Raw genomic sequence first — 21291 nt, 5'->3', positions numbered from 1 at the left:
CGGGCGGCTTCGTCAAGATTTGCGTTTGGTGCGCAGGGTGGCGGCGGCGCTCGCCGGGTCGTCCGGCCAGTGATGTTTGGGGTAGCGCCCGCGCATTTCCTTGGCGACATCCGCCCAGCTGCCCGCCCAGAAGCCGGGCAGGTCGCTCGTCGTCTGGATCGGGCGGCCGGCGGGCGAGGTGAGGCTGAGGCGCAGGGGCAGCCTGTCTGGCCCGATGGTGGGATGCTCGGCGAGGCCGAACAGCGCCTGCACGCGCAGCTCCACCTCTGGGCCGCCGGGCGCGTCATAGTCTATCGCGGCTTCATGGCCCAGTGGCGTCAGGAAATGCGGCGGGGCGAGGGCATCGAGCCGCTTGCGCCCGTCCCACCCCAGCGCCAAGTCCAGCACCGCGTTCAGGCTTTGCGGGTCTATGGCGGCGAGGCGGCGCTTGCCCTCGATGAGCGGCGGGAGCCAATCGTCCAGGCTGGCGAGGAGCGCGGGGTCGGATATCTCCGCAACGCCCGCAAAGCCTGCGCGGCGGCGCAGCGACAGGGCGGCGTTGCTCCACGGCAGCAGGGCGAGGCCATGGGTGCGCACGGCTTGCGTGAGCACGCGGGCGACCTCTGCCGCATCGGGCGCGTCGTCTCCGCCGCTTGTAAGCACAATGCCGCCGAGCCGGGTTTCGCGCCGCGCGTCCACCCCGCCGGTGTCGGCACGGAAGCGCACGCTGCGCTGTTCGGTGATGCGGCCTGCGAACAGGCGCTCTATGTCGCGCCGGTCCAGCGGAGCGGCGGAGAGGATGCGCGCGCCCGATGCCGCGCCCTGCACCGCGCCGACCGCGAGCCATTCCGTGCGGGCGAGCGGGCTGGCGGGATCGAGGCGGAAGCCCCTGCCCCCGGCGCTGATCCACTCCGCGCCATCGCCGCCGCGCCGTTTCGACACCCGATCCGGGAAGGCGAGCGCGAGGCAGAGGCCGGCGGCATGGGGTTCGTCTGCGTCGGCGACGGGTGTGGCGTCGCCCTCCCCCTCGCCCACCATGTGCGCCCAGCGGTCCGCCAGTCTGCGCGCGGCGTCTGCGCGGCTGCCCTCTTCCTGTGTGAAGCGGCGCAGGCGCTCGGCCATATCCTCGCCGGTGCCGCCAAGGCCGCGCTCCCCCAATAGCGCGGCGATGCGCGACGCGGTGCGCACCAGGCCGAGGTCGCGCGCGGCGAGCAGCATGTGCGCGATGCGCGGCTCCAGCGGCAGTTTCGCGATGGCGCGGCCATGCGGCGTAATGCCGCCCGCTGCATCGAGCGCGCCCAATGCGGTGAGGCGGGTGCGAGCCTCGGCCAGCGAGGCGGGCGGTGGCGGATCGAGCCAGCGGAGCGAGGCCGGGTCCGCCACGCCCCAGATCAGACATTCGAGCAGCAGGCCGGAAAGGTCGCTCTCCAGTATCTCCGGCGGATCGAACGGGGCGAGGCCGCCGGTCGCCGCCTCCTCCCACAGCCGATAGGCGACGCCCGCCTCCTGGCGCGCGGCGCGGCCCGCCCGCTGCGTTACCGCCGCCTGGCTCGCCTTTTCCGTGACAAGGCGCGTGACGCCGGCCGACCGATCATAGCGCGCGCGGCGGGTGAGGCCGCTGTCCACCACGATGCGCACGCCGGGGACGGTGAGGCTCGTCTCGGCGATGTTGGTGGCGAGGATGATCTTGCGGCGGCCTTGCGGATCGGAACCGAGGGCGCGGCGCTGGTCCGCGGGTTCGAGCGAGCCGTGGAGCGGGAGCACGGCTGCGTCTGCCAGCCCGGCGAGGCGTTCCGCCGTGCGGTTGATCTCCGCGACGCCAGGCAGGAAGGCGAGGATGTCGCCATGCGCTTCATCCATGAGCGCGCGGCGGCATGCGGCGGCGATCTCGTCCTCGATCCGTTGCTCGGCGCGGCGGCCGATGTGGCGCAGCTCCAGCGGATAGGCGCGGCCTTCACTTTCAACCACTGGGCAATCGCCCATCAGGCGGGCGAAGCGCGCGCCGTCCATCGTGGCTGACATGGCGAGCAGGCGCAGGTCCGGCCGCAGTGCCCCCTGCACATCGAGCGCGAGCGCAAGGCCGAAATCGCTGTCGAGGCTGCGTTCGTGCACCTCGTCAAACAGCACGGCGGAGACGCCCGACAGCTCTGGGTCATCCTGTATGCGATTGCGGAAGATGCCTTCGGTCAGCACGAGGATGCGCGTTTGCTCGGAGTGGCGGCTGTCCATGCGCGTGGCATAGCCCACGGTGCGCCCCACCGCCTCGCCCATCGTCTCGGCCATCCGCTCTGCTGCGGCGCGGGCGGCAAGGCGGCGGGGCGAAAGCAGCAGGATCTGGCCGGTGCACCAGTCTTCACCCAGCAGCGCAGGCGCCACCGCCGTCGTCTTGCCCGCGCCGGGCGGGGCCACGAGCACCGCATTGCTATTGCAGTGCAGCACATTGAGCAGATTGGGCAAAATGGCGTTAACAGGAAGCCACGACATGGGTTTACACACGTTTCATCGCAAATGCTGGGCGGATCACCCTTTATTACCAGCCATGGTAAACCAAAGGTTGCGTTTTCTGCAATCGCAACAACTGTCTTTGCGTTTGAAGGATATTGCACCGCAACATATATGAACCACACAACCAAAGCACAAATTGTTGTTCACAGGAGCGTATTATGAAAAACATCGCTGATCTCGGCTTTACCGCGTTCGCCGGCGTCATTTCGCTCGGCATCCCCGCGATGGCCTATCTCACCCTTTTCGGGTAAGCACCGGATTGTGGCGCACCCTGCCGGGTGGGTCATGACATTTCGGACCAGAGCGCCCCTGCCGCATTGCGGTGGGGGTTTCTGTTTGGAGGCATGCCCGGCCTCCGTTATCAGAGCCCGCCGAGCTTCAGGATATGCGCATACTCCGCCGCGCTGACGGGCGAAACGGAGAGGCGCGACTGGCGAATCATCACCATGTCCTTGAGCGCGGGGTCGGCCTTCATCGTTTTGAGTGTCACCGGTGTGGGCATCTTTTCCAACGGGGAAACATGCACCGCCATCCAGCGCCCGGTCTCGTCCGTGCTGTCCGGCGCGGCCTCATCGACAATCTCCATGATGCCGACGACCTCCAGCCCGATATTGCTGTGATAGAATAGCGCGCGGTCGCCGCGCTTCATTGCCTTCATGTGCGTCTGCGCGAGGTGATTGCGGACGCCATCCCACTCGGCCTTGCCTTTGTTCACAAGGTCGTCCCACGAGAAACAATCCGGCTCCGATTTCATCAGCCAGGTTTGCATCGCTTCACCCTCTAACCAGCGCGCGCACAGCATCGAGCGCGGCCGAGGCGTTGGCGCCATCCGGCCCGCCGCCCTGCGCCATATCGGGCCGCCCGCCGCCGCCCTTGCCGCCCAGCGCTTCCACGCCCGCCCTCACAAGATCGATTGCGCTGATGCGCCCTACGAGATCGTCCGTCACCCCCGCTGCGATCGAGGCTCGCCCGTCGGTCACGGCAATGACGGCAGAGATGCCGGAACCGAGCCGCTGCTTGTTCTCGTCAACCAATCCGCGCAGATCCTTGGGGTCCAGCCCCTCGATGATCTGGCCGAGGAAGGCGACGCCGCCGATATCTTCTGGCCCAGCCGGGGCGGTGCCGCCCCCGCCGCCCAGCGCGAGCGCCTTCTTGGCGTCGGCGAGTTCACGCTCGGCGTTCTTGAGTTGCTCTGTCAACGCAGAGACGCGGGCGGGCACATCTTCCGGCGTGGTGCGCAAGATAGCAGCCACGGATTTCAGCGCTTCTTCCCGATCAGACAACCACAGCCGTGCAGCCTCTCCCGTGAGCGCCTCGATACGCCGCACCCCGCTTGCCACCGCGCCTTCGCTGACGATCTTGAACAGCGCAATATCGCCGAGCGCGCGCACATGGGTTCCGCCGCACAGCTCCGTTGAATAGCTGCCTGCGCTGCCCACACCTGTCACGTCCTCATGCATATCGCCCATCGAGAGCACGCGCACCTCGTCACCATATTTCTCGCCAAACAGCGCCATGGCGCCCGCCGCTATGGCATCGTCCGGCGTCATGAGCCGCGTCGTCACTGCGCCATTCGCGCGAATATACACATTCACTTCCGCCTCGATCTGCGCAATCTGCACAGGCGTGAGCGCTTCCGGGTGCGAGAAGTCGAAGCGCAGCCGGTCTGCCGAGACAAGGCTGCCCTTCTGCGTAACATGCGGGCCAAGTGCGTGGCGCAGCGCGGCGTGCAGCAGGTGTGTGGCGCTGTGGTTGGCACGGATGCGGTCCCTCCGCTCGCTATCGACCGCAAGGTTCACGCTGGCACCCACGCTGAGCGCACCCGCCTCGACATGCACCTGATGCGCGTGAAGCCTGCCTAGCGGCTTGGCCGTATCGCTGACCGTGGCGGCAAAGCCGTCCGCTCCGCTCAACCTTCCGGCGTCGCCGGTCTGGCCACCGCTTTCGCCATAAAACGGCGTCTGGTTGGTGACGATGATCGCGTCTTCGCCCGCGCCTATGCTGTCGACACGCTTGCCTTCGCGCACGATAGCGACCACCTGACCCTCGCCACTGGTCGCGCCATAGCCGATAAACTCGGTCGCGCCTGCTTCCTCGGCAATGTCGAACCAGATATCATCCGAGGCGCGCTCGCCTGATCCCTTCCACGCGGCGCGGGCGGCGGCCTTCTGCTCGGCCATCGCGGCATCGAACCCGGCGCGGTCCACGCCGAGGCCTTGGGCGCGCAGGGCGTCCTCGGTGAGGTCATAGGGGAATCCGAATGTGTCATAGAGACGGAAGGCGGTGGCACCCGGCAGCACATCGCCCGTGGCCATCCCCGCCGTCGCGTCGTCCAGCAGACGCAGCCCCTTGTCGAGCGTCTGGCGGAAGCGCGTTTCCTCGCGCAGCAGTGTTTCCTCGATCAGCGGTTGCGCGCGCAGCAGTTCGGGGTAGGCTCCGCCCATCTCCTTCACCAAGGCGCCGACAAGGCGGTGCATTAACGGCTCCGTGGTGCCCAGCAGGTGGGCGTGGCGCATCGCGCGGCGCATGATCCGCCGCAACACATAGCCGCGCCCCTCATTGGCAGGCAGCACGCCATCGGCAATCAGAAAGCCGGACGAACGCAGATGATCGGCAATCACCCGATGGCTCGCCTTGTGCGCGCCGGTAGTGTCACTATGCGTGAGTGCACCTGACTCGCCAATCAACGCGCGAAAGGTGTCAGTATCGTAATTATCATGCACCCCCTGCATCACGGCGGCGATACGCTCCAGCCCCATGCCGGTATCGATGCTGGGGCGCGGCAGGGAGATGCGCGTGCCGTCCGCCTGCTGGTCGAACTGCATGAACACGAGGTTCCATATCTCGACGAAGCGGTCGCCATCCTCATCGGGTGATCCGGGCGGACCGCCGGGGATGTGCGCGCCGTGATCGTAGAAAATCTCCGAGCAGGGACCGCACGGGCCGGTATCGCCCATCGACCAGAAATTGTCCGAGGTCGCGATGCGGATGATCCGCTCTTCCGGCAAACCCGCGATCTTGCGCCAATGCCCAAACGCCTCGTCGTCGTCATGATAGACGGTGACGGTGAGACGGTCGGGCGCGATGCCCCATTCGCGGGTGATCAGCGTCCAGGCATGATGGATCGCCTGCTCCTTGAAATAGTCGCCGAAACTGAAATTGCCCAGCATTTCAAAGAAAGTGTGGTGGCGCGCGGTATAGCCGACATTATCGAGATCATTGTGCTTGCCGCCCGCGCGGACGCATTTCTGCGAGGAGGTGGCTGTTTTATAGGGCCGCGATTCCAGACCTGTGAAGACATTCTTGAACGGCACCATGCCCGCATTCGTGAACATCAAGGTCGGGTCATTATGCGGCACCAGCGGTGCGGACGGGACCATAAAGTGGCCTTGCCCGGCGAAATAGTCGAGGAAGGAGCGGCGGATGTCATTGGTCGATGTCATGATCTGAGCGATTAGGCGAGCGCAAAGGCGGAGACAAGCGCCAATTCAGCCCTCGCCTCCGCCCCGCCTAACATGATTTCGGCTTGTCCGCGCCTTGGGCCAGCGTATCTCACCTGCGCCATGGCTTCAACAATTGCGCCGAAGCCTCAGCCCTCCATGTCGTCGCCATCGTCCGGCCCGGCCATCAACGCTTCGGAAACCTCCTCGGTCTTGCCGCGAATGGCCGCCTCAAGCCGGTTCATCAGCTCAGGATTTTCCTTGAGGAAGGTCTTGGAATTCTCCCGTCCCTGCCCGATACGGATCGAATCGTAAGAGAACCATGCGCCGGATTTCTCGACGATGCCCGCCTTCACGCCGAGATCGAGAATCTCGCCGATCTTGGAAATGCCCTCGCCATACATGATGTCGAACTCGACCTGCTTGAACGGCGGGGCCACCTTGTTCTTTACCACCTTTACCCGCGTGGTGTTGCCGATGATCTCCTCGCGATCCTTGATCTGACCGGTGCGGCGGATGTCGAGCCGCACGGAGGCATAGAATTTGAGCGCATTGCCGCCCGTCGTCGTTTCCGGGTTGCCATACATTACGCCGATCTTCATGCGCACCTGATTGATGAAGATCACGGTGCAGCGCGAACGCGAGATCGAGCCGGTGAGTTTGCGCAGCGCCTGGCTCATCAGGCGCGCCTGCAGGCCGACATGGCTGTCGCCCATCTCGCCCTCGATCTCGGCACGGGGCACCAGCGCCGCCACAGAATCGACCACCAGCACATCGACCGCATTGGAGCGCACCAGCGTATCGACGATTTCCAGCGCCTGTTCGCCGGTATCGGGTTGGGAAACGATCAGCTCGTCAATATCCACCCCCAGCTTTTTGGCATAACCGGGATCGAGCGCATGCTCGGCATCGACGAATGCCGCCGTGCCACCAATTTTCTGCGCTTCGGCTATGGCATGGAGCGCCAGCGTGGTCTTGCCGGAGCTTTCCGGCCCGTAAATTTCAACGATACGGCCGCGCGGCAGGCCACCGATGCCAAGCGCGATATCCAGACCCAGCGATCCGGTGGAGACCGCCTCGATCTCTATCTTGTCGCGGCTGCCCAGCTTCATCGCGCTGCCCTTGCCGAACGCGCGATCGATCTGCGCCAGCGCGGCGTCCAATGCCTTTTGCCTGTCCATACTGCCCTTCTTGTCGGAATCGATGAGTTTGAGCTGTGCGGTCATGGGCCTGTCTCCTGCCAAGTGCAATATGGATTACGGGTATGCGGTCTATGTATTCTATTTGTTCTCCATGAACAAGAGGGGAACAAAAAAATTTACACAGAGGCAGGCGCATGAGTGAGAATTTCCGTCAGAGCGGCCATCGTGTAGGGCTTTTGCAACATCGGACAGGCGGAAAAACGCTCTGGCAGCGTTGAGATCGAGCCGCCTGAGCTGAGGATGACAGTGATACCTGCCGCCAATAGCCTGTCTGCAACCGGCCACACTTCCTCTCTGCCCAAGTGGCAATCGAGTATGGCAAGATCGACTGCGCCCTCGCCGCCGATGGCATCAATCAGCGCCGCCGCTTCGGCAAGGCTGGATGCCACGCCGCGCACCTGATGGCCCAGCGCCGACACATATTCCTCCAGCATCATGGCGATCATCGCCTCGTCCTCCACAATAAGGACAGAGCGTGCTACAGAGGAAATATCGGATAGTGCCATGTAAATACCGTCAGTTACGTAAAAGGCTAACGGCAGATGCTGACGCAGACACTCGCACTGCGCAAGCTATATCGGCTCAACCCGCCGCGCGAGCGCTACGGCTCAGCACGGTTTTGCGCTGCCTGAGAAAAGCATTCTACCACTGCTTCGGAAAGCTGCGCCACGGAAAAGGGCTTGGGCAGAAAAGAAACCTTATCCATATCAATGGATTTGCGCAGCTGCTCCTCGGCATAGCCGGACATGAACAAAACCGGCAGATCGGGCCGCATCGCCCGCGCCTCTCGCACCATCGCCGGCCCATCCATATTGGGCATTACCACATCCGAGATCAGCAGATCGACATGGCCCAGCTCGGCCAGCCGCTCCAGCCCCTGCTCGCCATCAGACGCTGTATGCACAGTGTAGCCCTGCCGGGTGAGCGCCCGCTCGGCCACCGCGCGCACCATATCTTCGTCCTCCACCAGCAAGATCGTGCCGGTGCCCCATTCACTGCGCGCAGGTGGGGTGGATTTGATCGAGGCGGGTTCCTTTTCCTCGGCGTTCGCCGCGTGAACCGGCAGATAGACGGTGAAGCTCGTGCCGCGCCCCGGCTCTGACTCCGCAAAGATATAACCGCCGGACTGTTTGACGATGCCATATACGGTCGAAAGCCCCAGCCCGGTTCCCTTGCCGACCTCCTTGGTGGTGAAGAACGGCTCGAAGATCTTGGGCAGAATTTCAGGCGGGATGCCGGTGCCGGTATCGGATACGCGCAGGCCGGTATAATCTGCGGCAGGCAGCACGGTGGAGCGCAGCTCGCGTACCTGTGCTGCGGTGACGGCGAAGGTCTGGATCGAGACGGTGCCGCCATCGGGCATAGCGTCCCGCGCGTTCACTGCGAGGTTGACGATCACCTGCTCGATCTGGCCCGGATCTGCACGGACATGGCCAAGGTTGCGACCATGCGTCACCTCCAGCTTCACATTCTCGCCGATCAGGCGCTTCAAAAGGCTCGATACATCGGACACGATATCGGGCAGCTGGATCACCTGCGGGCGCAGAGTCTGCTGGCGCGAGAACGCCAGCAACTGGCGCGTCAGGCTGGCGGCGCGGTTGGAGTTGGATTTGACATGCTGGATGTCGTCATAGTCGCTGTCACCCGGCGTATGGCGCATCAGCATCAGATCGCAATGGCCGATGATCGCGGTGAGGATGTTGTTGAAATCATGCGCCACACCGCCCGCGAGCTGGCCCACCGCCTGCATCTTGGTCGCCTGTGCCACCTGCCGCTTGAGGCGGCCCTCCTCATTGTCGTCCTTGAGCGTCAGGATCACCGCCGCCTCGCCCAAACCGCGCACGCCGGCCAGGCTGAAAGCGACAGGCTCCTCCGGCTGGTTGCGGAGCCGTACCGCTATGTCGCCGGACATTTGCGGCCCCACGGCATAACGCCGCACCGCCGAGGCCAGCGCCGCCTGATCCTCCGCCACCACAAGATCGCCGGGATAGGCAGGTTGCTGGCCTTCCGCCACATTCGCCGCACGGGCGAACACGCCGTTGAGGAAGAGCAGCCTGCCATCCCGATCCGCCATAGCCACGCCAAAGGGTAGCAGCGCCAGCAGACCTTGCAGATAGGACAGCGATGACCCACCCAATGTTGCGTCGCCCGGCTGATCGACCAGCAGGATCATCGCCGGGCCATCAGACTGATCGCCCTTCAGCAAAACGCGGAACACCGCGACCGGCAAAGTCGAGGTCGCCTCGCGCTGAAAAAAGATACGGCCCTGATCGTCGCGACGGAAAAATTCCGCAAAGCCCCGACCGGTCAGATCCGTATCCGTGCGCCCGGCCGCGCGCATCAGGAAAGCGTCGTTAGTGCTGCGAATGCGCCCCTCAGAGCCGATAATCGCCGCCATTAGCCCGGCGTCACCCAGCTGTGCACCGACCTCGCCGGAGATCATCCGGCCAAAGTCCTCAACCACGCTCGATTGGCGTACAGGCTGGAAATGCCAGATCAGATAATCGTCCGCCCTGCCGGTGCGTGTGATATGCGCCTCCAGCCTGAGCGCGCCGTGGGCGAGTGTGTCGCACCGCCCCTCCCCATCGCGCGCGGCAAGACGCCCGGCCTGCACCAGCGCGACGATCTGATCTGGCGCAAACGGCAGCGATGAGGGCGCGGGCCAGCCGGGGAACCACTCGCCATAGAGGTCGCTCGCGCAGACGAGCTTGCCGGCCTGATCCGTCACCGCCAGACCCATACCCGCACCATTCGCCGCCGTGCGCACGATTGACCAATCCGGCGGAAGCTCCCGCGTGGCGGCGATGGCAGGCTCTGCGGGGCGCACCGCATAAGCGAGGCCCGCCAAGCCGATCACCGCTGCTGCAAACCCGGCGGCGATGATCCAGTCGCCCAGCGCCACGAAGACGACAGCCGCGCTCACCAGCGCGCCGATCAACAGCGCGGGAAACGCATAGCGCCGGTCCGGCTCCGCCGTCAGGGCGAGAATATCCTGCTTGTAACTGCTTCCCTGCGCCGCAGACATGGCGGGTTTACGTCCTTATCGTCTTATGCGGATAATGTTGGATCGGCACAGTAGCAAAGTCACGGGCCGGATGAAGCGGAAATATATGGGATGCGGGAAAAATCAGTCGCCCCGCCGGGCTTTCCACTTGCGCCAGAGGTGCTGTTGCCACAGCCAGTCAGCAAGGAAATAGCCGATGACAGCCGCAGCAATTGCGATCAACGCCAGCCCGAATATCATGGCCGGCGCGGCCTCTGATACCAGCCACTGGAACCAGCGCGCCATGCTGGCGTGCTGCTCCATCAGCGCCATGAACTGCGCTATTTCTGAGGAGCGCCCCAGCGCCAGATTTCCGACATAGACTGAAGCCCAAAGAATGAGCGGCGTGGTGGCGGGGTTGCTCAAGAAAGTCATCGCCGCGGCCAGCGGAATGTTCGCCCGGAACGGGAGCGCCAGAAACGCCGCACCCGCAATCTGCAAGCCGGGAATCATCAGGAAGATGCCGACGAGCAAGCCCAGCGCCACTCCACGCGGCACCGAGCGCCGGGTAAAGCGCCACAGCTCCGGCGCCAGCACCCTGTGCGCTATCGGCGCGAGGATGCGGCTGTTCTCGAAAGTTTCCCTGCGCGGCGCATGCTCATGCCACCAGCTGGTGAGCCGGTTCTGCATCAACCATGCTCCTTCAGCAGGCGGCCCTGCTCGCGCTTCCACTCGCGTTCCTTGGTCGTCTCGCGCTTGTCGGCGGCGTTCTTGCCCTTGGCGAGCGCGAGCTCGACCTTGGCGCGCCCCTGCCCGTTAAAATAAATCGACAGCGGCACCAGCGTCATGCCCTTGCGCGCCACTGCGCCATGCAGCTTCGCGATTTCCCGATCATGCAACAGCAGCTTGCGCGGGCGCTTCGGCTCATGGTTGAAGCGGTTGCCGTGGCTGAATTCGGGGATATTGCTGTTGACCAGCCACACCTGCTCGTCGCGTACCTCGGCATAGCTCTCGGCGATCGAGCCTTCACCAAAGCGCAGCGATTTCACCTCGGTGCCTTGCAGGACTATGCCCGCCTCGAACACCTCGTCGATCGCATAGTCAAAGCGCGCCCGCCGATTCTCGGCGACCGTCTTGACCTTCTTGAAGGCTTCGGGGCGTGGGCGGGCCATGACGTAATGCGTTCCTAAGGGTGATATGGGGGCGCGGGCGCCGCTATACCAGACCCGCGATTTCCAGCGCGCGGTCCACCGCTGCCTGACTAGAGGCGCTGGGCCATGTAATAGGCAGGCGAACATCGGTTGGCATCTCCGGGCGAATACGCGAGAGCGCATATTTAGTCGGCCCTGGTGAAGAATCGCTGAACAGCGCATCGTGCAGAGGATATAATCTGTCCTGAATATCGAGCGCCCTGCCCCATTCGCCCGCCGCACAAGCCGCCTGAAACTCAGCGCACAGGCGCGGCGCGACGTTTGCAGTGACAGAGATACAGCCGACACCGCCCATCGCGTTAAAGCCCAGCGCAGTCTCGTCATTGCCGGAAAGCTGGATGAAATCAGTGCCACAGGCGAGGCGCTGTGCCGTTACTCGGCCCAGATTTCCGGTCGCGTCCTTGATCCCGACGATCGTCTGATAGTCCTCGGCCAGCCGGTGCAGCACCGGCACACCGATATCGGTAATCGTGCGGCTCGGCACGTTGTAGAGGATGATCGGCAGATCGCAATGCTGCGCCAGATGGGCAAAATGCTGATAGACGCCCTCCTGATTGGGCTTGTTGTAATAAGGCGCCACCACCAGCGCAGCGTCCGCGCCCGCCGCCTGCGCCGCAAACATATGCTCCAGCGCAATGCGTGTGTCATTGGAGCCGCAGCCCGCGATGACCGGCACGCGGCCCGCAGCCTGCTCGACACAGATAGCAATGACACGGTTGTGCTCATCCACTGTCATCGTCGCGCTCTCTCCGGTGGTGCCACAGGGCACGAGCGCGCTGCTGCCTTCTGCTATCTGCCAGTCCACAAAGGCCCGAAATGCCGCTTCATCGAGCGATCCATCCCGGAAGGGTGTGACCAGTGCCGGTATCGACCCGGAGAACATGCAAAAAACTCCTTCAAAGTTGCCGTTCATCGCGGCATAATCATCGCCATGCCATACTCACACAAATCAGATCGGGCAAGAAACCGGAATATGAGCCAGAGTATGCGTCAAACCCCACTCTATCGGCGGCTGATGGCCACAGGTGCGCTGCTGATTGCGTCGGTCGCAGTTGCGCAAATCAGTGGACCACGCAAGGAAATTGTGCAGCCAATCCCGCCGGGCGCATCTGCCGCGCTGCCGCAGGGCTCGCCGGACTGGCCGACTGCCAGCGCGCGCGCGGTCCAGACGGCGGACGTGGGGATCCTCGCCGATGTCGATGAATGGAAGCGGCTGCAACAAAGCGACGGCCTCGGCTTTTCCGCCTATTCGCGCTTCATCATGGCGCATCCGGGGTGGCCGGGGGAAAGCCGGATGCGCGGACTGGCGGAGCGTGGCGTTACCCCCCTCACGCCCGCAAGCGAAGTCGTCGCCTTCTTCAGCGCCTTCCCACCGCGCACCGCGACCGGCGGCGCGCGTCATGCTCTCGCGCTCGAAGCAATCGGCAGAAGCGGCGAAGCGCGCGTTGCTGCACGCAACGCTTGGCGCATGGGTGCAATGAGCGCTGAGGATGAAGCCTTAATGCTCGGCCAGTTCGCCTCGTCGCTGTCTGCTGAAGATCACGATGTTCATGCGGATGCCGCGCTTTGGGTACGCAACGCATCGTCTGCGGAGCGCGCCTTGCCCTATCTCTCCTCACGCGCGCAGCCCATCGTCGCAGCGCGCATCGCGATGCAGCGGAAGGCGGCAGATGCCTCGGCGCTGATGCAGGCGGCAGACCCCTACGCGCGCGGCCATGCGGGCTATATCGCCGACAAGGCGCAATGGCTGACCGCCAATGGCAACGCCCTCCTCGCGCGGGAACTGCTTGCCGGCAGGGACACCCTCACAGTCCGCCCCAGCAGTGTCGAGAAATGGTATGAGATTCTGCTGAGCCACGCGCGCGCCGCCGCTCAAGATGGCCAGAGCACTTTGGCTTACAGCATCGCCAGCAGGATCGACGATGCCTATCCATCGGGCACGGACGTGAGCGAGCGCCCACTCGGCGAGCGGGACGATTATACCAGCCTCGCCTGGCTGGCTGGCACGGTGGCGTTAGAGAAACTGGGGCGCCCTTCTGACGCCATGGCGATGTTCAACCGCTATGCCAGCGCCGCGCGCTCGCCGCAGACCATGTCCAAAGGCTATTACTGGGCTGGCCGCGCCGCCCTGGCCGCCAGAGACAGCGCGAACGGCAACCGGCTGCTACAGCTTGCCGCGACCTATCCCGACCAGTTTCACGGGCAGCTGGCGCTTGAGCGGCTGGGGAAGCCCGTTCCTGCCCCGCGCCCTGCGCTCGCTGCGCCGATCAGCGCCAAGGAGCGTGCGGCGTTCGAGGCCGGGTCGGTGGTGCGCGCCGCCCGTGCGCTGGGCCTTGCGGGACGATGGACCGACCAGAGCTTTTTCCTGCGCGCCATTGCCGCCAATGTCACCACGGATGCAGAGCGCGCGCTCGCCATCGATCTGGCAGAGCGCATCGGCAGGCCTGACCTTGGCGTGATGGTGGGGCGCAAGGCGCGCAAGGATGGCACCAGCGCCTACAATCTCGCCAGCTTCCCCAGTCTCCCTGTTCCCTCGGATCATGAAGCAAACTGGACGATGATCCACGCCATCACCCGGCAGGAAAGCCAGTTTGACCGGGCTGCGGTGAGCAGCGCCAAGGCGCGCGGGCTAATGCAGCTCATGCCCGGCACCGCACAGGAAACCGCGGGCAAGATCGGCCTGTCCTACAGCCTCGATGCGCTCACCACAGACACCAGCTATAATATTCGGCTGGGCAGCAGCTATTTCCAGCGGATGCTCACACGCTATGACGGCTGCCATCCGCTCGCCATCGCCGCCTATAATGCCGGGCCGGGCAATGTGAGCAAATGGATCGCCGCCAATGGCAATCCCTGCACCGGCAGCACGGACATGATCGCCTGGATCGAGGCGATTCCCTTCTCCGAAACGCGCAACTATGTGCAGCGCGTATTGGAAAACGCGGTAGTCTATGATGCGATGCGCGCGCAAAAGCTGGGCCTGGCCTCGCCCGCCGCGCCGTTGAGCCGCTATCTGGGCAAAGCGGGCGCAGGCTGATACCGCTGCCTGAATGAACGACAAGACCAACTACATCACGCCGCAAGGATACGCTGCCTTGCGCGCCGAATATGACCGATTGCTCGGCGAAGAACGGCCCAGGATCGTCGATATTGTGAGCTGGGCGGCTGGCAATGGCGACCGCAGCGAGAATGGCGACTATCTCTATGGCCGCAAGCGGATGCGCGAGATTGACGGGCAGTTGAGGCGCCTGTCGAAAAAGATGGAGCATGCGCGGGTGATCGACCCGGCGGATCAGCCAGACAAGAGCCGCGTCTATTTCGGCGCGACCGTCACGATTGCAGATGAGGACGACACCTGTCGCACGATCACGATCGTCGGCAATGACGAGACGGATGCAGGCTCAGGGCGGATCGGCTGGGACGCCCCGCTGGCGCGCGCGTTGCGCGGCGCGGCTGTAGGCGATGTCCGCCGGGTAGTGTTGCCGAGCGGAGAGAAAGAGGTGGAGATAATGGAAATCGGCTACCCGGCATGTGCCGGATAGCCGATCTTTTGGTCACTTCAATGCGCCGGAGCGCATTTTATCAGAAAGCGTAGCCGACCTTGGCAGCCTTAGCGCGGCGGCTGCGCAGGGCAGTACCAACGGCGCCGAAGCCGAGGATCATAAGCGCCCAGGTCGCCGGCTCAGGAACTGCCGTTGCAGTGATCTGGCCGATCTTGAACGCGTCGAACGTACGGTCCACGCCGCCAGCAGCAATCGCCCAATACTTGCCGGTCTCACCATTGGTGGCGATGTTCCGCAGACCAATGAAGTTCGGGCCAATCGGCATGGTGATGGAGCCGACCGAGGTAGCCGCCGAGAAGCCGTAGCTGGCTACTGCGTCAGCGTCCTTCACCGGCTGACCGAAAGCGGGATAGCCCTTCGAGGTGATGAAAGCGCTGGTCAGGCTGACCGGGCGGCTGAACTGCAGGAGGACATAATCGACACCATTGAAGTTATCGACCGAGTTCTGGTCGCCAGCCGAATGCTTGACACCGAGACCCTCTGGATAGTTGCCTAGCCAGGAGGCGACGGTGTTGCCGCTGATGATGCTCCAGGCCGAAGCGGTCACGCTGACAGTGTTCGAACCGCTCGTCGCGGTGCGGGTGATCGTGTTGCCCGGTGCGCCGAAGCTGTTCGAGTTGTTGTTGCCCGCGAAGTTATACACATAAACGCCGGCATGAGCCGAGCTGAGTGTAGCAGTGGCGAGTGCCGCCGCCGATACGATTTTGGCAAATGCCCGCATTTTGTATCTCCCTACATAAATCTGTCAGCATATGGCAGGAGCCCGATATTGAGCTTCATGCCTGTTAAATTCTCAGTCCCGACCTTGGTTCCTCTTATATTTTAACCGCTTCATCGCTGCAAATCCTAAGAAGGTTAATTTCAGCAATTTTACAACATTTGCGATGAGCCGATATTATCGTTTAATTTCAATATTTTATCTCATAATTGAAAGACTGCGTTAACCGAATTTCGGCATAACCGTTTCAATTTGACACAGAATGTTTCGGATCGCGTGATGAAGATATGAGGTTAATAAATCGCTAAAATCCGCCATTTTTTAGCTAAATGGCCATAGCATAAAATAAGTGGACTTTTTGCGGACTGTTCTGTAATGGCGCGCTCTGCATGTAGGACACCCGTTCTGTCATGCGCCGTTCGAGACAGTCGGTGACGGGAGTTTTCCCCTCTTAATTTCCGGCCGAGACGGGGACAAAGATTCATCGCCGCGGCATAGAGATATGTAGCGGAGCAGCATTGGCTCAACAGCCCGGAACCGGGCCTGAGCGGGCACTTGATCCTTATCCCTTTCGAACACATGCACAGGGTTGCGCCCCCAGGGTGCCGCCCTGCGCGAAACATCCCGCCGGATGGGCCGGCGGGATACTATGGAGAATGGCATGGATCGTACCCAGAAAGCTGAGTTGGTATCCGCGCTGAACGTGACTTTTGGCGAAGTCGGTGTTGTGGTCGTTACCCGCAACCTCGGCATGACCGTGGCGCAGTCCACGGTGCTCCGCCAGAAGATGCGCGAAGCCGGGGCCACTTACAAGGTATCGAAAAACCGCCTCGCCAAGATCGCCCTGAAGGATACGGCTTACGAACCGATCAGCGACCTGCTGACCGGCCCCGTTGCGCTTGCCACTTCGGTCGATCCGGTTGCCGCCGCCAAGGTGGCAATCGAGTTCGCCAAAACCAACGATAAACTTGAGATCGTTGGCGGGGCGATGGGCAGCACTGTGCTCAATGCGGAAGGCATCAAGGCGCTCGCGTCCATGCCGTCGCTGGATGAGATGCGCGCAACGTTGATCGGGCTTATTCAGGCTCCGGCGACCAAGCTCGCAGGCATCACCCAGGCACCGGCCGCACAGCTTGCGCGGGTTTTCAACGCATACGCTACGAAAGAAGCTGCCTGATTTCAGGTGGATGATTTCGATACTTAATAGAAACTCTAGTATTAGGGGCCACGCCCCGCCCAGAAAGGTAGATAGGTTACATGGCTGATATCAACGCACTGGTCGATCAACTGTCGGCCCTCACCGTCCTCGAAGCTGCCGAGCTGTCCAAGGCTCTGGAAGAAAAGTGGGGCGTTTCTGCTGCTGCTCCGGTCGCGGTTGCCGCCGCTGGCCCGGCTGCTGCCGCTCCGGCTGCTGAAGAGCAGACCGAGTTCGACGTAATCCTGACCGGCGACGGCGGCAACAAGATCGCCGTCATCAAGGAAGTCCGCGCCATCACCGGCCTCGGCCTGACAGAAGCCAAGGCGCTGGTCGAAGCCGCGCCGAAAGCCATCAAGGAAGGCGTGAACAAGGCGGAAGCCGAAGAAGTGAAGAAGAAGCTCGAAGGCGCAGGCGCCACTGTCGAGATGAAGTAAGCTTCTTCCGCCGCAAGGTGGTAAACAAAGGGGGCAGTTCCTATGGGAGCTGCCCTTTTTGCTTGATTACCATGTCTTTTATTTCGCGACCCTGGCATCCAGCCATGTAAGCACCTCCGGCTTGAGGCGTGCGCGCGTGGCGGCCCGTGCCTTGATAGCGGCAATGGCACGGTCGGTCGTCTTGCGGGAAACGTCTGTAAGCCGCGCATCCGCATAGGCTGCAAGCTTGTCGGCCATGGCAAGATCGGCTGATCCCGCGCCGAGCCGACCTATGGCCTGACTACGCGCAGATGAGTCGATCAGAGAGAGATAGTGATCGAGATGGGCCAGCGCAAAATCGACAGCCTGCATGCTATGCCCGGCCGCGACGGATGAAATGATGTCCGCGCTCGTTGTCTTGCCCGGTTCATCTGTAAGCGCAAGATTCAGCGCCTGCGCAGAGAGATTCTCGTCTTTCGCTCGTCCAAGAAGGCTGAAAAGCTGGCTTTTTTCCAGTGGAGTGGCCGCCGCGTTCGCCATCTTGCGGATCGTGTCCCATGTCGGCTGATCCGCGTATTTCGCTACGATCCTGAGCCATACGAACTTCATCGGACCATCGAGCGCTGCCGGGTTGCCATCAAGCGCGGCAAAACGGCGGCGCGCCTCCGCCAACACCGCGCCCTCACCCATGTCGCCCAATGTCGCGATCAGCGACTGACGCAGCAGCGCAGTCTGCGCGCCTTCCCCCTCTTTTGCGTCAATGCCGATGCGTGTGAGGATAGGGGTCAGTTTGGCGGATGCGTATGTCAGTACCTTTTGCTGGTTTGCGATATCACCATCGAACATGTCATGCACGGCGGCAAGATAATCCGGCAGTGCAGTAAGGATCGCCGTGCTCGCGGTCGTCGGCACGGCGTCGACCAATTCCAGCGACCGTGTCATCGGCTGATAGCCGCCCAAGCCCAGCTGCCAGTTATCGGCAAGCAGGCCTTTCTGGTCGATAGACGCGAGCCGGGTGAAGTCTTTTGCCAGCGCGGCTACATTTTCCGCCGGGTAGAGCGAACGGTAATAGCCCGCCTGCCCGAAATTGACCACATAAGCGCCACAGCCGGCAAGCTCCATCGTGCCACTGCCATGCAGGATCATCGACTGGGTAGCCCCACCCACAACCTGCGCCTTCACCGGCACATGCCAGCGCATCGGCGACGCGTCCTTGGCATCCTTGGTGTCTCGGCTGAACTCGCTTTGGCTGAGGGACAGCCGGGTCACGCCATTGTCGCACTGCGCGCTTTCGACCTTCACCAGAGGGATGCCCGGCTGGGTGGTGAAATCCTGCGCGATGACGGATAACCCCTTCGCACCCGCAGCCTCCACCGCACTCCACAGATCACGCGTCACCGTGTTGCGGTATGCATGCTTCTTCATATAGGCGCGGATGCCATTACGCCAAATATCCGCCCCGGCGAAATTCTCCAGCATGGTGATGACTGCCTCGCCCTTTTCATAGGTGATGGCATCGAACGCCTGGTTGACGTCGTCCACAGTCTTGATCGGCTGCACAACCGGATGCGTTGTTACATAGGCGTCCAGCCCCATTGCCGCTTCGCGCCCGTCAACACGGGTGAGCAGCATCTCCCACTCCGGCTTCATCACATCCGTGACCTTGGTCGCCATCCAGCTTGCGAACCCTTCGTTGAGCCAAAGGTCGTCCCACCAGGCCATCGTCACGAGATTGCCGAACCACTGATGCGCGGCTTCATGCGCTACGATCTCGTATACCCGACGCTTGGCAGCCTCCGATGTGGATTTGGGATCGACCAGCAGAGCGCGCTCGAACGTGAAGATCGCACCCCAGTTTTCCATGGCGGAAAAGAATTGGCTCTGCCCAGGACCGGCCACATTATCAAGCTTGGGCAGCGGAAAGCGGGTGCCGAAATATGTGTTGTAATAAGGCAGGATTTGCGCAGCCGCATCAAGCGCGAGCTGTGCCTTACCCACATTACCCTTACCGGTGACCACGCCAAGTTCGGTTTTGCCCACCTTGGTCGTCATCCGCTCCAGCTCGCCCATGCCGAGGAATAACAGATAGGTGGACATCTTGGGGCTGGTGCCGAAGGTGACGAGCGTGGTGCCATCGGCTTGCGCGGCACTGGAGACGATTGGCATATTGCCAACAGCCATCTGCCCCTTGGGTACGACCACAGAGAGATCGAACGTCGCCTTGTAGCTTGGCTCATCCCAGCTCGGCACGAACCTGCGCGCGTCTGGCGCCTCGAACTGTGTGAACAGCGCGCGTTTTTTCTCTCCCGCCGCGTTCTGATAATCCAGCGCAAACAGGCCGTTCGCCTGCGTGTTGATGACGCCCGTGTAGGCGAAGCCAAGCCGGTATTTGCCCGGCTTGAGCACCTTTTCAAATGTGACGGTGACCGTCTGGGCTTGCGCATCAAGGCTGATTGCGCCTGGCATCGCCGTCTTGCGGCCCGAAGGCGTGATGGTTGCGGAGGAGATAGTCAGATCTGCCGCGTTCAGCGTCAGAGACTTCGTCTCAGCATAGACCCTTACATCGATGGCCGCACTGGCCGCGAATGTTAGATTGACTGCATCGGGCGTCACGCTGATGGCGTAATGACTGGGCACAGCGACGCGCGGCAGTTGCGTAGTGACATCTGCCTCAAGCCCACCGGCTGGCCTTGCAAACGCACATGGGGCGCCCAACACCGACAGCCCCAAAGCAACTGGCGCAGCGGATCGCGAGAGACGACGCATCATATGGGCAAGGCTCATGTCTTCAAGGCTCCTGGCAAGTAAAAGGAAACAAGGCGCAGCGGCCAAACTCCGGCTATATGGGAGTATGCCGCCAGGCATAAGCATTGTCCATGGACCAATGCCACCCGTTGTGACTGGAATTCGCCCCTCCGAACGCCTATGGGCACCTTCAATCACCTAGCTCACACTTGCAAGAGGCGCTTCAGATGGGTTTCAAATGCGGTATCGTCGGCCTGCCTAATGTCGGCAAATCGACCCTGTTCAACGCGCTGACCGAGACGCAGGCGGCACAGGCGGCGAACTATCCGTTCTGCACGATCGAGCCGAATATCGGCAATGTCGCTGTGCCCGATGCGCGGCTGGACAGGCTGGCCGCAATCGCGGGTAGCCAGAAAATCATCCCTACTCAGCTCGCGTTCGTCGATATTGCCGGGCTGGTGCGTGGCGCAAGCAAGGGCGAAGGGCTGGGCAACCAGTTCCTTGGCAACATCCGCGAAGTGGATGCGATCGTCCATGTGTTGAGATGTTTCGAGAATGATGACATCCAGCATGTTGATAATAAAGTCGATCCGATCGCTGACGCCGAGACGGTTGAAACCGAACTGATGCTCTCGGATCTCGAATCCCTCGAAAAGCGTGTGCCTGCGGCACAGAAAAAGGCGGCGCAAGGCGACAAGGAAAGCAAGCTGATCGCCTCCGTGTTGGGACAGGCGCTGGAGCTGCTGCGTGAAGGCAAGCCCGCCCGGCTCGTCGTGCCGGGCGACGAAGAGGAAGCGCGCGTTTTCAAGCAAGCACAACTGCTCACTTCGAAGCCGGTATTGTATGTCTGCAATGTGGAGGAAGAGTGTGCTGCGAGCGGCAACGCCTTCTCGGCCCGCGTATTTGAGAAAGCGGTGGCGGAAGGGGCGCAGGCGGTCGTCGTTTCAGCCGCGATCGAATCCGAGCTGGTAGGCATGGATGGGGCGGAACGGATGGAATATCTGGAGGAATTGGGATTGCACGAAACCGGCCTCGCCCGCGTGATCCGCGCTGGCTACGAGCTGCTTCATCTGCTCACGTTTTTTACCGTAGGGCCAAAGGAAGCGCGGGCATGGACGGTCCACAAGGGGGCGACTGCTCCCAATGCGGCGGGGGAAATCCACAGCGACTTCGAAAAAGGCTTCATCCGCGCTGAGACGATCGCCTATGACGACTTCGTGACTTTGGGCGGCGAAAGCAAGGCGCGCGAGGCAGGCAAGCTGCGCGCCGAGGGCAAGGCTTATGTGGTGCAGGACGGCGACGTGATGCACTTTCTGCACAGTTAGCAAAGCATT

The 21291-nt window shown here is 62.5% G+C and carries 16 protein-coding genes; 5 read left to right on the top strand and 11 right to left on the bottom strand.

Annotated features, from left to right (window positions below):
- Positions 1–12: 12 nt before the first annotated feature.
- The 9 genes from hrpB to dapA form a co-directional block, all read right to left on the bottom strand.
- Positions 13–2463, bottom strand: coding sequence for an ATP-dependent helicase HrpB (gene hrpB / locus EQG66_RS09315; protein ID WP_129404323.1), 2451 nt, complete (start codon positions 2461–2463; stop codon positions 13–15).
- Positions 2464–2845: 382 nt separating this feature from the next.
- Positions 2846–3253: an EVE domain-containing protein gene (locus tag EQG66_RS09310; protein ID WP_129404322.1), complete on the bottom strand. Its 408-nt coding sequence runs from the start codon at positions 3251–3253 to the stop codon at positions 2846–2848.
- Between the two features lie 4 nt (positions 3254–3257).
- Positions 3258–5927 (bottom strand): alanine--tRNA ligase, encoded by a 2670-nt coding sequence (alaS, locus tag EQG66_RS09305; protein WP_129404321.1) that lies wholly within the window; start codon positions 5925–5927, stop codon positions 3258–3260.
- A 146-nt stretch (positions 5928–6073) separates the two neighbouring features.
- Positions 6074–7150 carry a recombinase RecA gene (gene recA / locus EQG66_RS09300; protein ID WP_129404320.1) on the bottom strand — a complete coding sequence of 359 codons (1077 nt, stop codon included), beginning with the start codon at positions 7148–7150 and terminating at the stop codon, positions 6074–6076.
- 92 nt (positions 7151–7242) lie between these two features.
- Positions 7243–7632: a response regulator gene (locus tag EQG66_RS09295; protein WP_129404319.1), complete on the bottom strand. Its 390-nt coding sequence runs from the start codon at positions 7630–7632 to the stop codon at positions 7243–7245.
- Between the two features lie 95 nt (positions 7633–7727).
- The gene (locus tag EQG66_RS09290) at positions 7728–10151 is read right to left on the bottom strand and encodes a hybrid sensor histidine kinase/response regulator (protein ID WP_129404318.1); all 2424 of its coding nucleotides are present in this window, start codon (positions 10149–10151) and stop codon (positions 7728–7730) included.
- A 102-nt stretch (positions 10152–10253) separates the two neighbouring features.
- Complete coding sequence (locus EQG66_RS09285; protein WP_129404317.1) at positions 10254–10799, bottom strand: DUF2062 domain-containing protein; 546 nt, start codon at positions 10797–10799, stop codon at positions 10254–10256.
- Positions 10799–11281, bottom strand: a complete 483-nt coding sequence (gene smpB / locus EQG66_RS09280; protein ID WP_129404316.1) for an SsrA-binding protein SmpB — start codon at positions 11279–11281, stop codon at positions 10799–10801. The genes EQG66_RS09285 and smpB overlap by 1 nt, the downstream gene beginning before the upstream one ends.
- A 43-nt stretch (positions 11282–11324) precedes the next feature.
- Positions 11325–12203 (bottom strand): 4-hydroxy-tetrahydrodipicolinate synthase, encoded by an 879-nt coding sequence (gene dapA / locus EQG66_RS09275; protein ID WP_129404315.1) that lies wholly within the window; start codon positions 12201–12203, stop codon positions 11325–11327.
- A 102-nt stretch (positions 12204–12305) separates the two neighbouring features.
- Between dapA and EQG66_RS09270 the strand changes: the two genes are divergently transcribed.
- On the top strand, positions 12306–14357 hold the full coding sequence (locus EQG66_RS09270; protein ID WP_245987994.1) for a lytic transglycosylase domain-containing protein: 2052 nt from the start codon (positions 12306–12308) through the stop codon (positions 14355–14357).
- 13 nt (positions 14358–14370) lie between these two features.
- The gene (gene greB / locus EQG66_RS09265; protein WP_129404314.1) at positions 14371–14862 is read left to right on the top strand and encodes a transcription elongation factor GreB; all 492 of its coding nucleotides are present in this window, start codon (positions 14371–14373) and stop codon (positions 14860–14862) included.
- 40 nt (positions 14863–14902) lie between these two features.
- Here the strand turns inward: greB and EQG66_RS15580 are convergent, their stop codons facing one another.
- Positions 14903–15604 (bottom strand): PEPxxWA-CTERM sorting domain-containing protein, encoded by a 702-nt coding sequence (locus EQG66_RS15580; RefSeq protein ID WP_245987992.1) that lies wholly within the window; start codon positions 15602–15604, stop codon positions 14903–14905.
- A gap of 658 nt (positions 15605–16262) precedes the next feature.
- On the opposite strand from EQG66_RS15580, the gene rplJ reads away from it, so the two are divergent.
- Positions 16263–16778 (top strand): 50S ribosomal protein L10, encoded by a 516-nt coding sequence (gene rplJ / locus EQG66_RS09255; RefSeq protein WP_129404313.1) that lies wholly within the window; start codon positions 16263–16265, stop codon positions 16776–16778.
- 80 nt (positions 16779–16858) lie between these two features.
- Positions 16859–17233 (top strand): 50S ribosomal protein L7/L12, encoded by a 375-nt coding sequence (rplL, locus tag EQG66_RS09250; protein WP_129404312.1) that lies wholly within the window; start codon positions 16859–16861, stop codon positions 17231–17233.
- A gap of 78 nt (positions 17234–17311) precedes the next feature.
- Here the strand turns inward: rplL and EQG66_RS09245 are convergent, their stop codons facing one another.
- A complete protein-coding gene (locus EQG66_RS09245) occupies positions 17312–19996 on the bottom strand; it encodes a M1 family metallopeptidase (protein WP_129404311.1) in 2685 nt (894 codons plus the stop codon).
- A gap of 188 nt (positions 19997–20184) precedes the next feature.
- Between EQG66_RS09245 and ychF the strand changes: the two genes are divergently transcribed.
- Positions 20185–21282, top strand: a complete 1098-nt coding sequence (ychF, locus tag EQG66_RS09240; RefSeq protein ID WP_129404310.1) for a redox-regulated ATPase YchF — start codon at positions 20185–20187, stop codon at positions 21280–21282.
- Positions 21283–21291: the final 9 nt, after the last annotated feature.

Origin of the sequence: Sphingobium fluviale, assembly GCF_004122115.1 — a bacterium.
Classification (GTDB): domain Bacteria; phylum Pseudomonadota; class Alphaproteobacteria; order Sphingomonadales; family Sphingomonadaceae; genus Sphingobium; species Sphingobium fluviale.
This window is presented reverse-complemented; position numbering and strand designations above follow the sequence as displayed.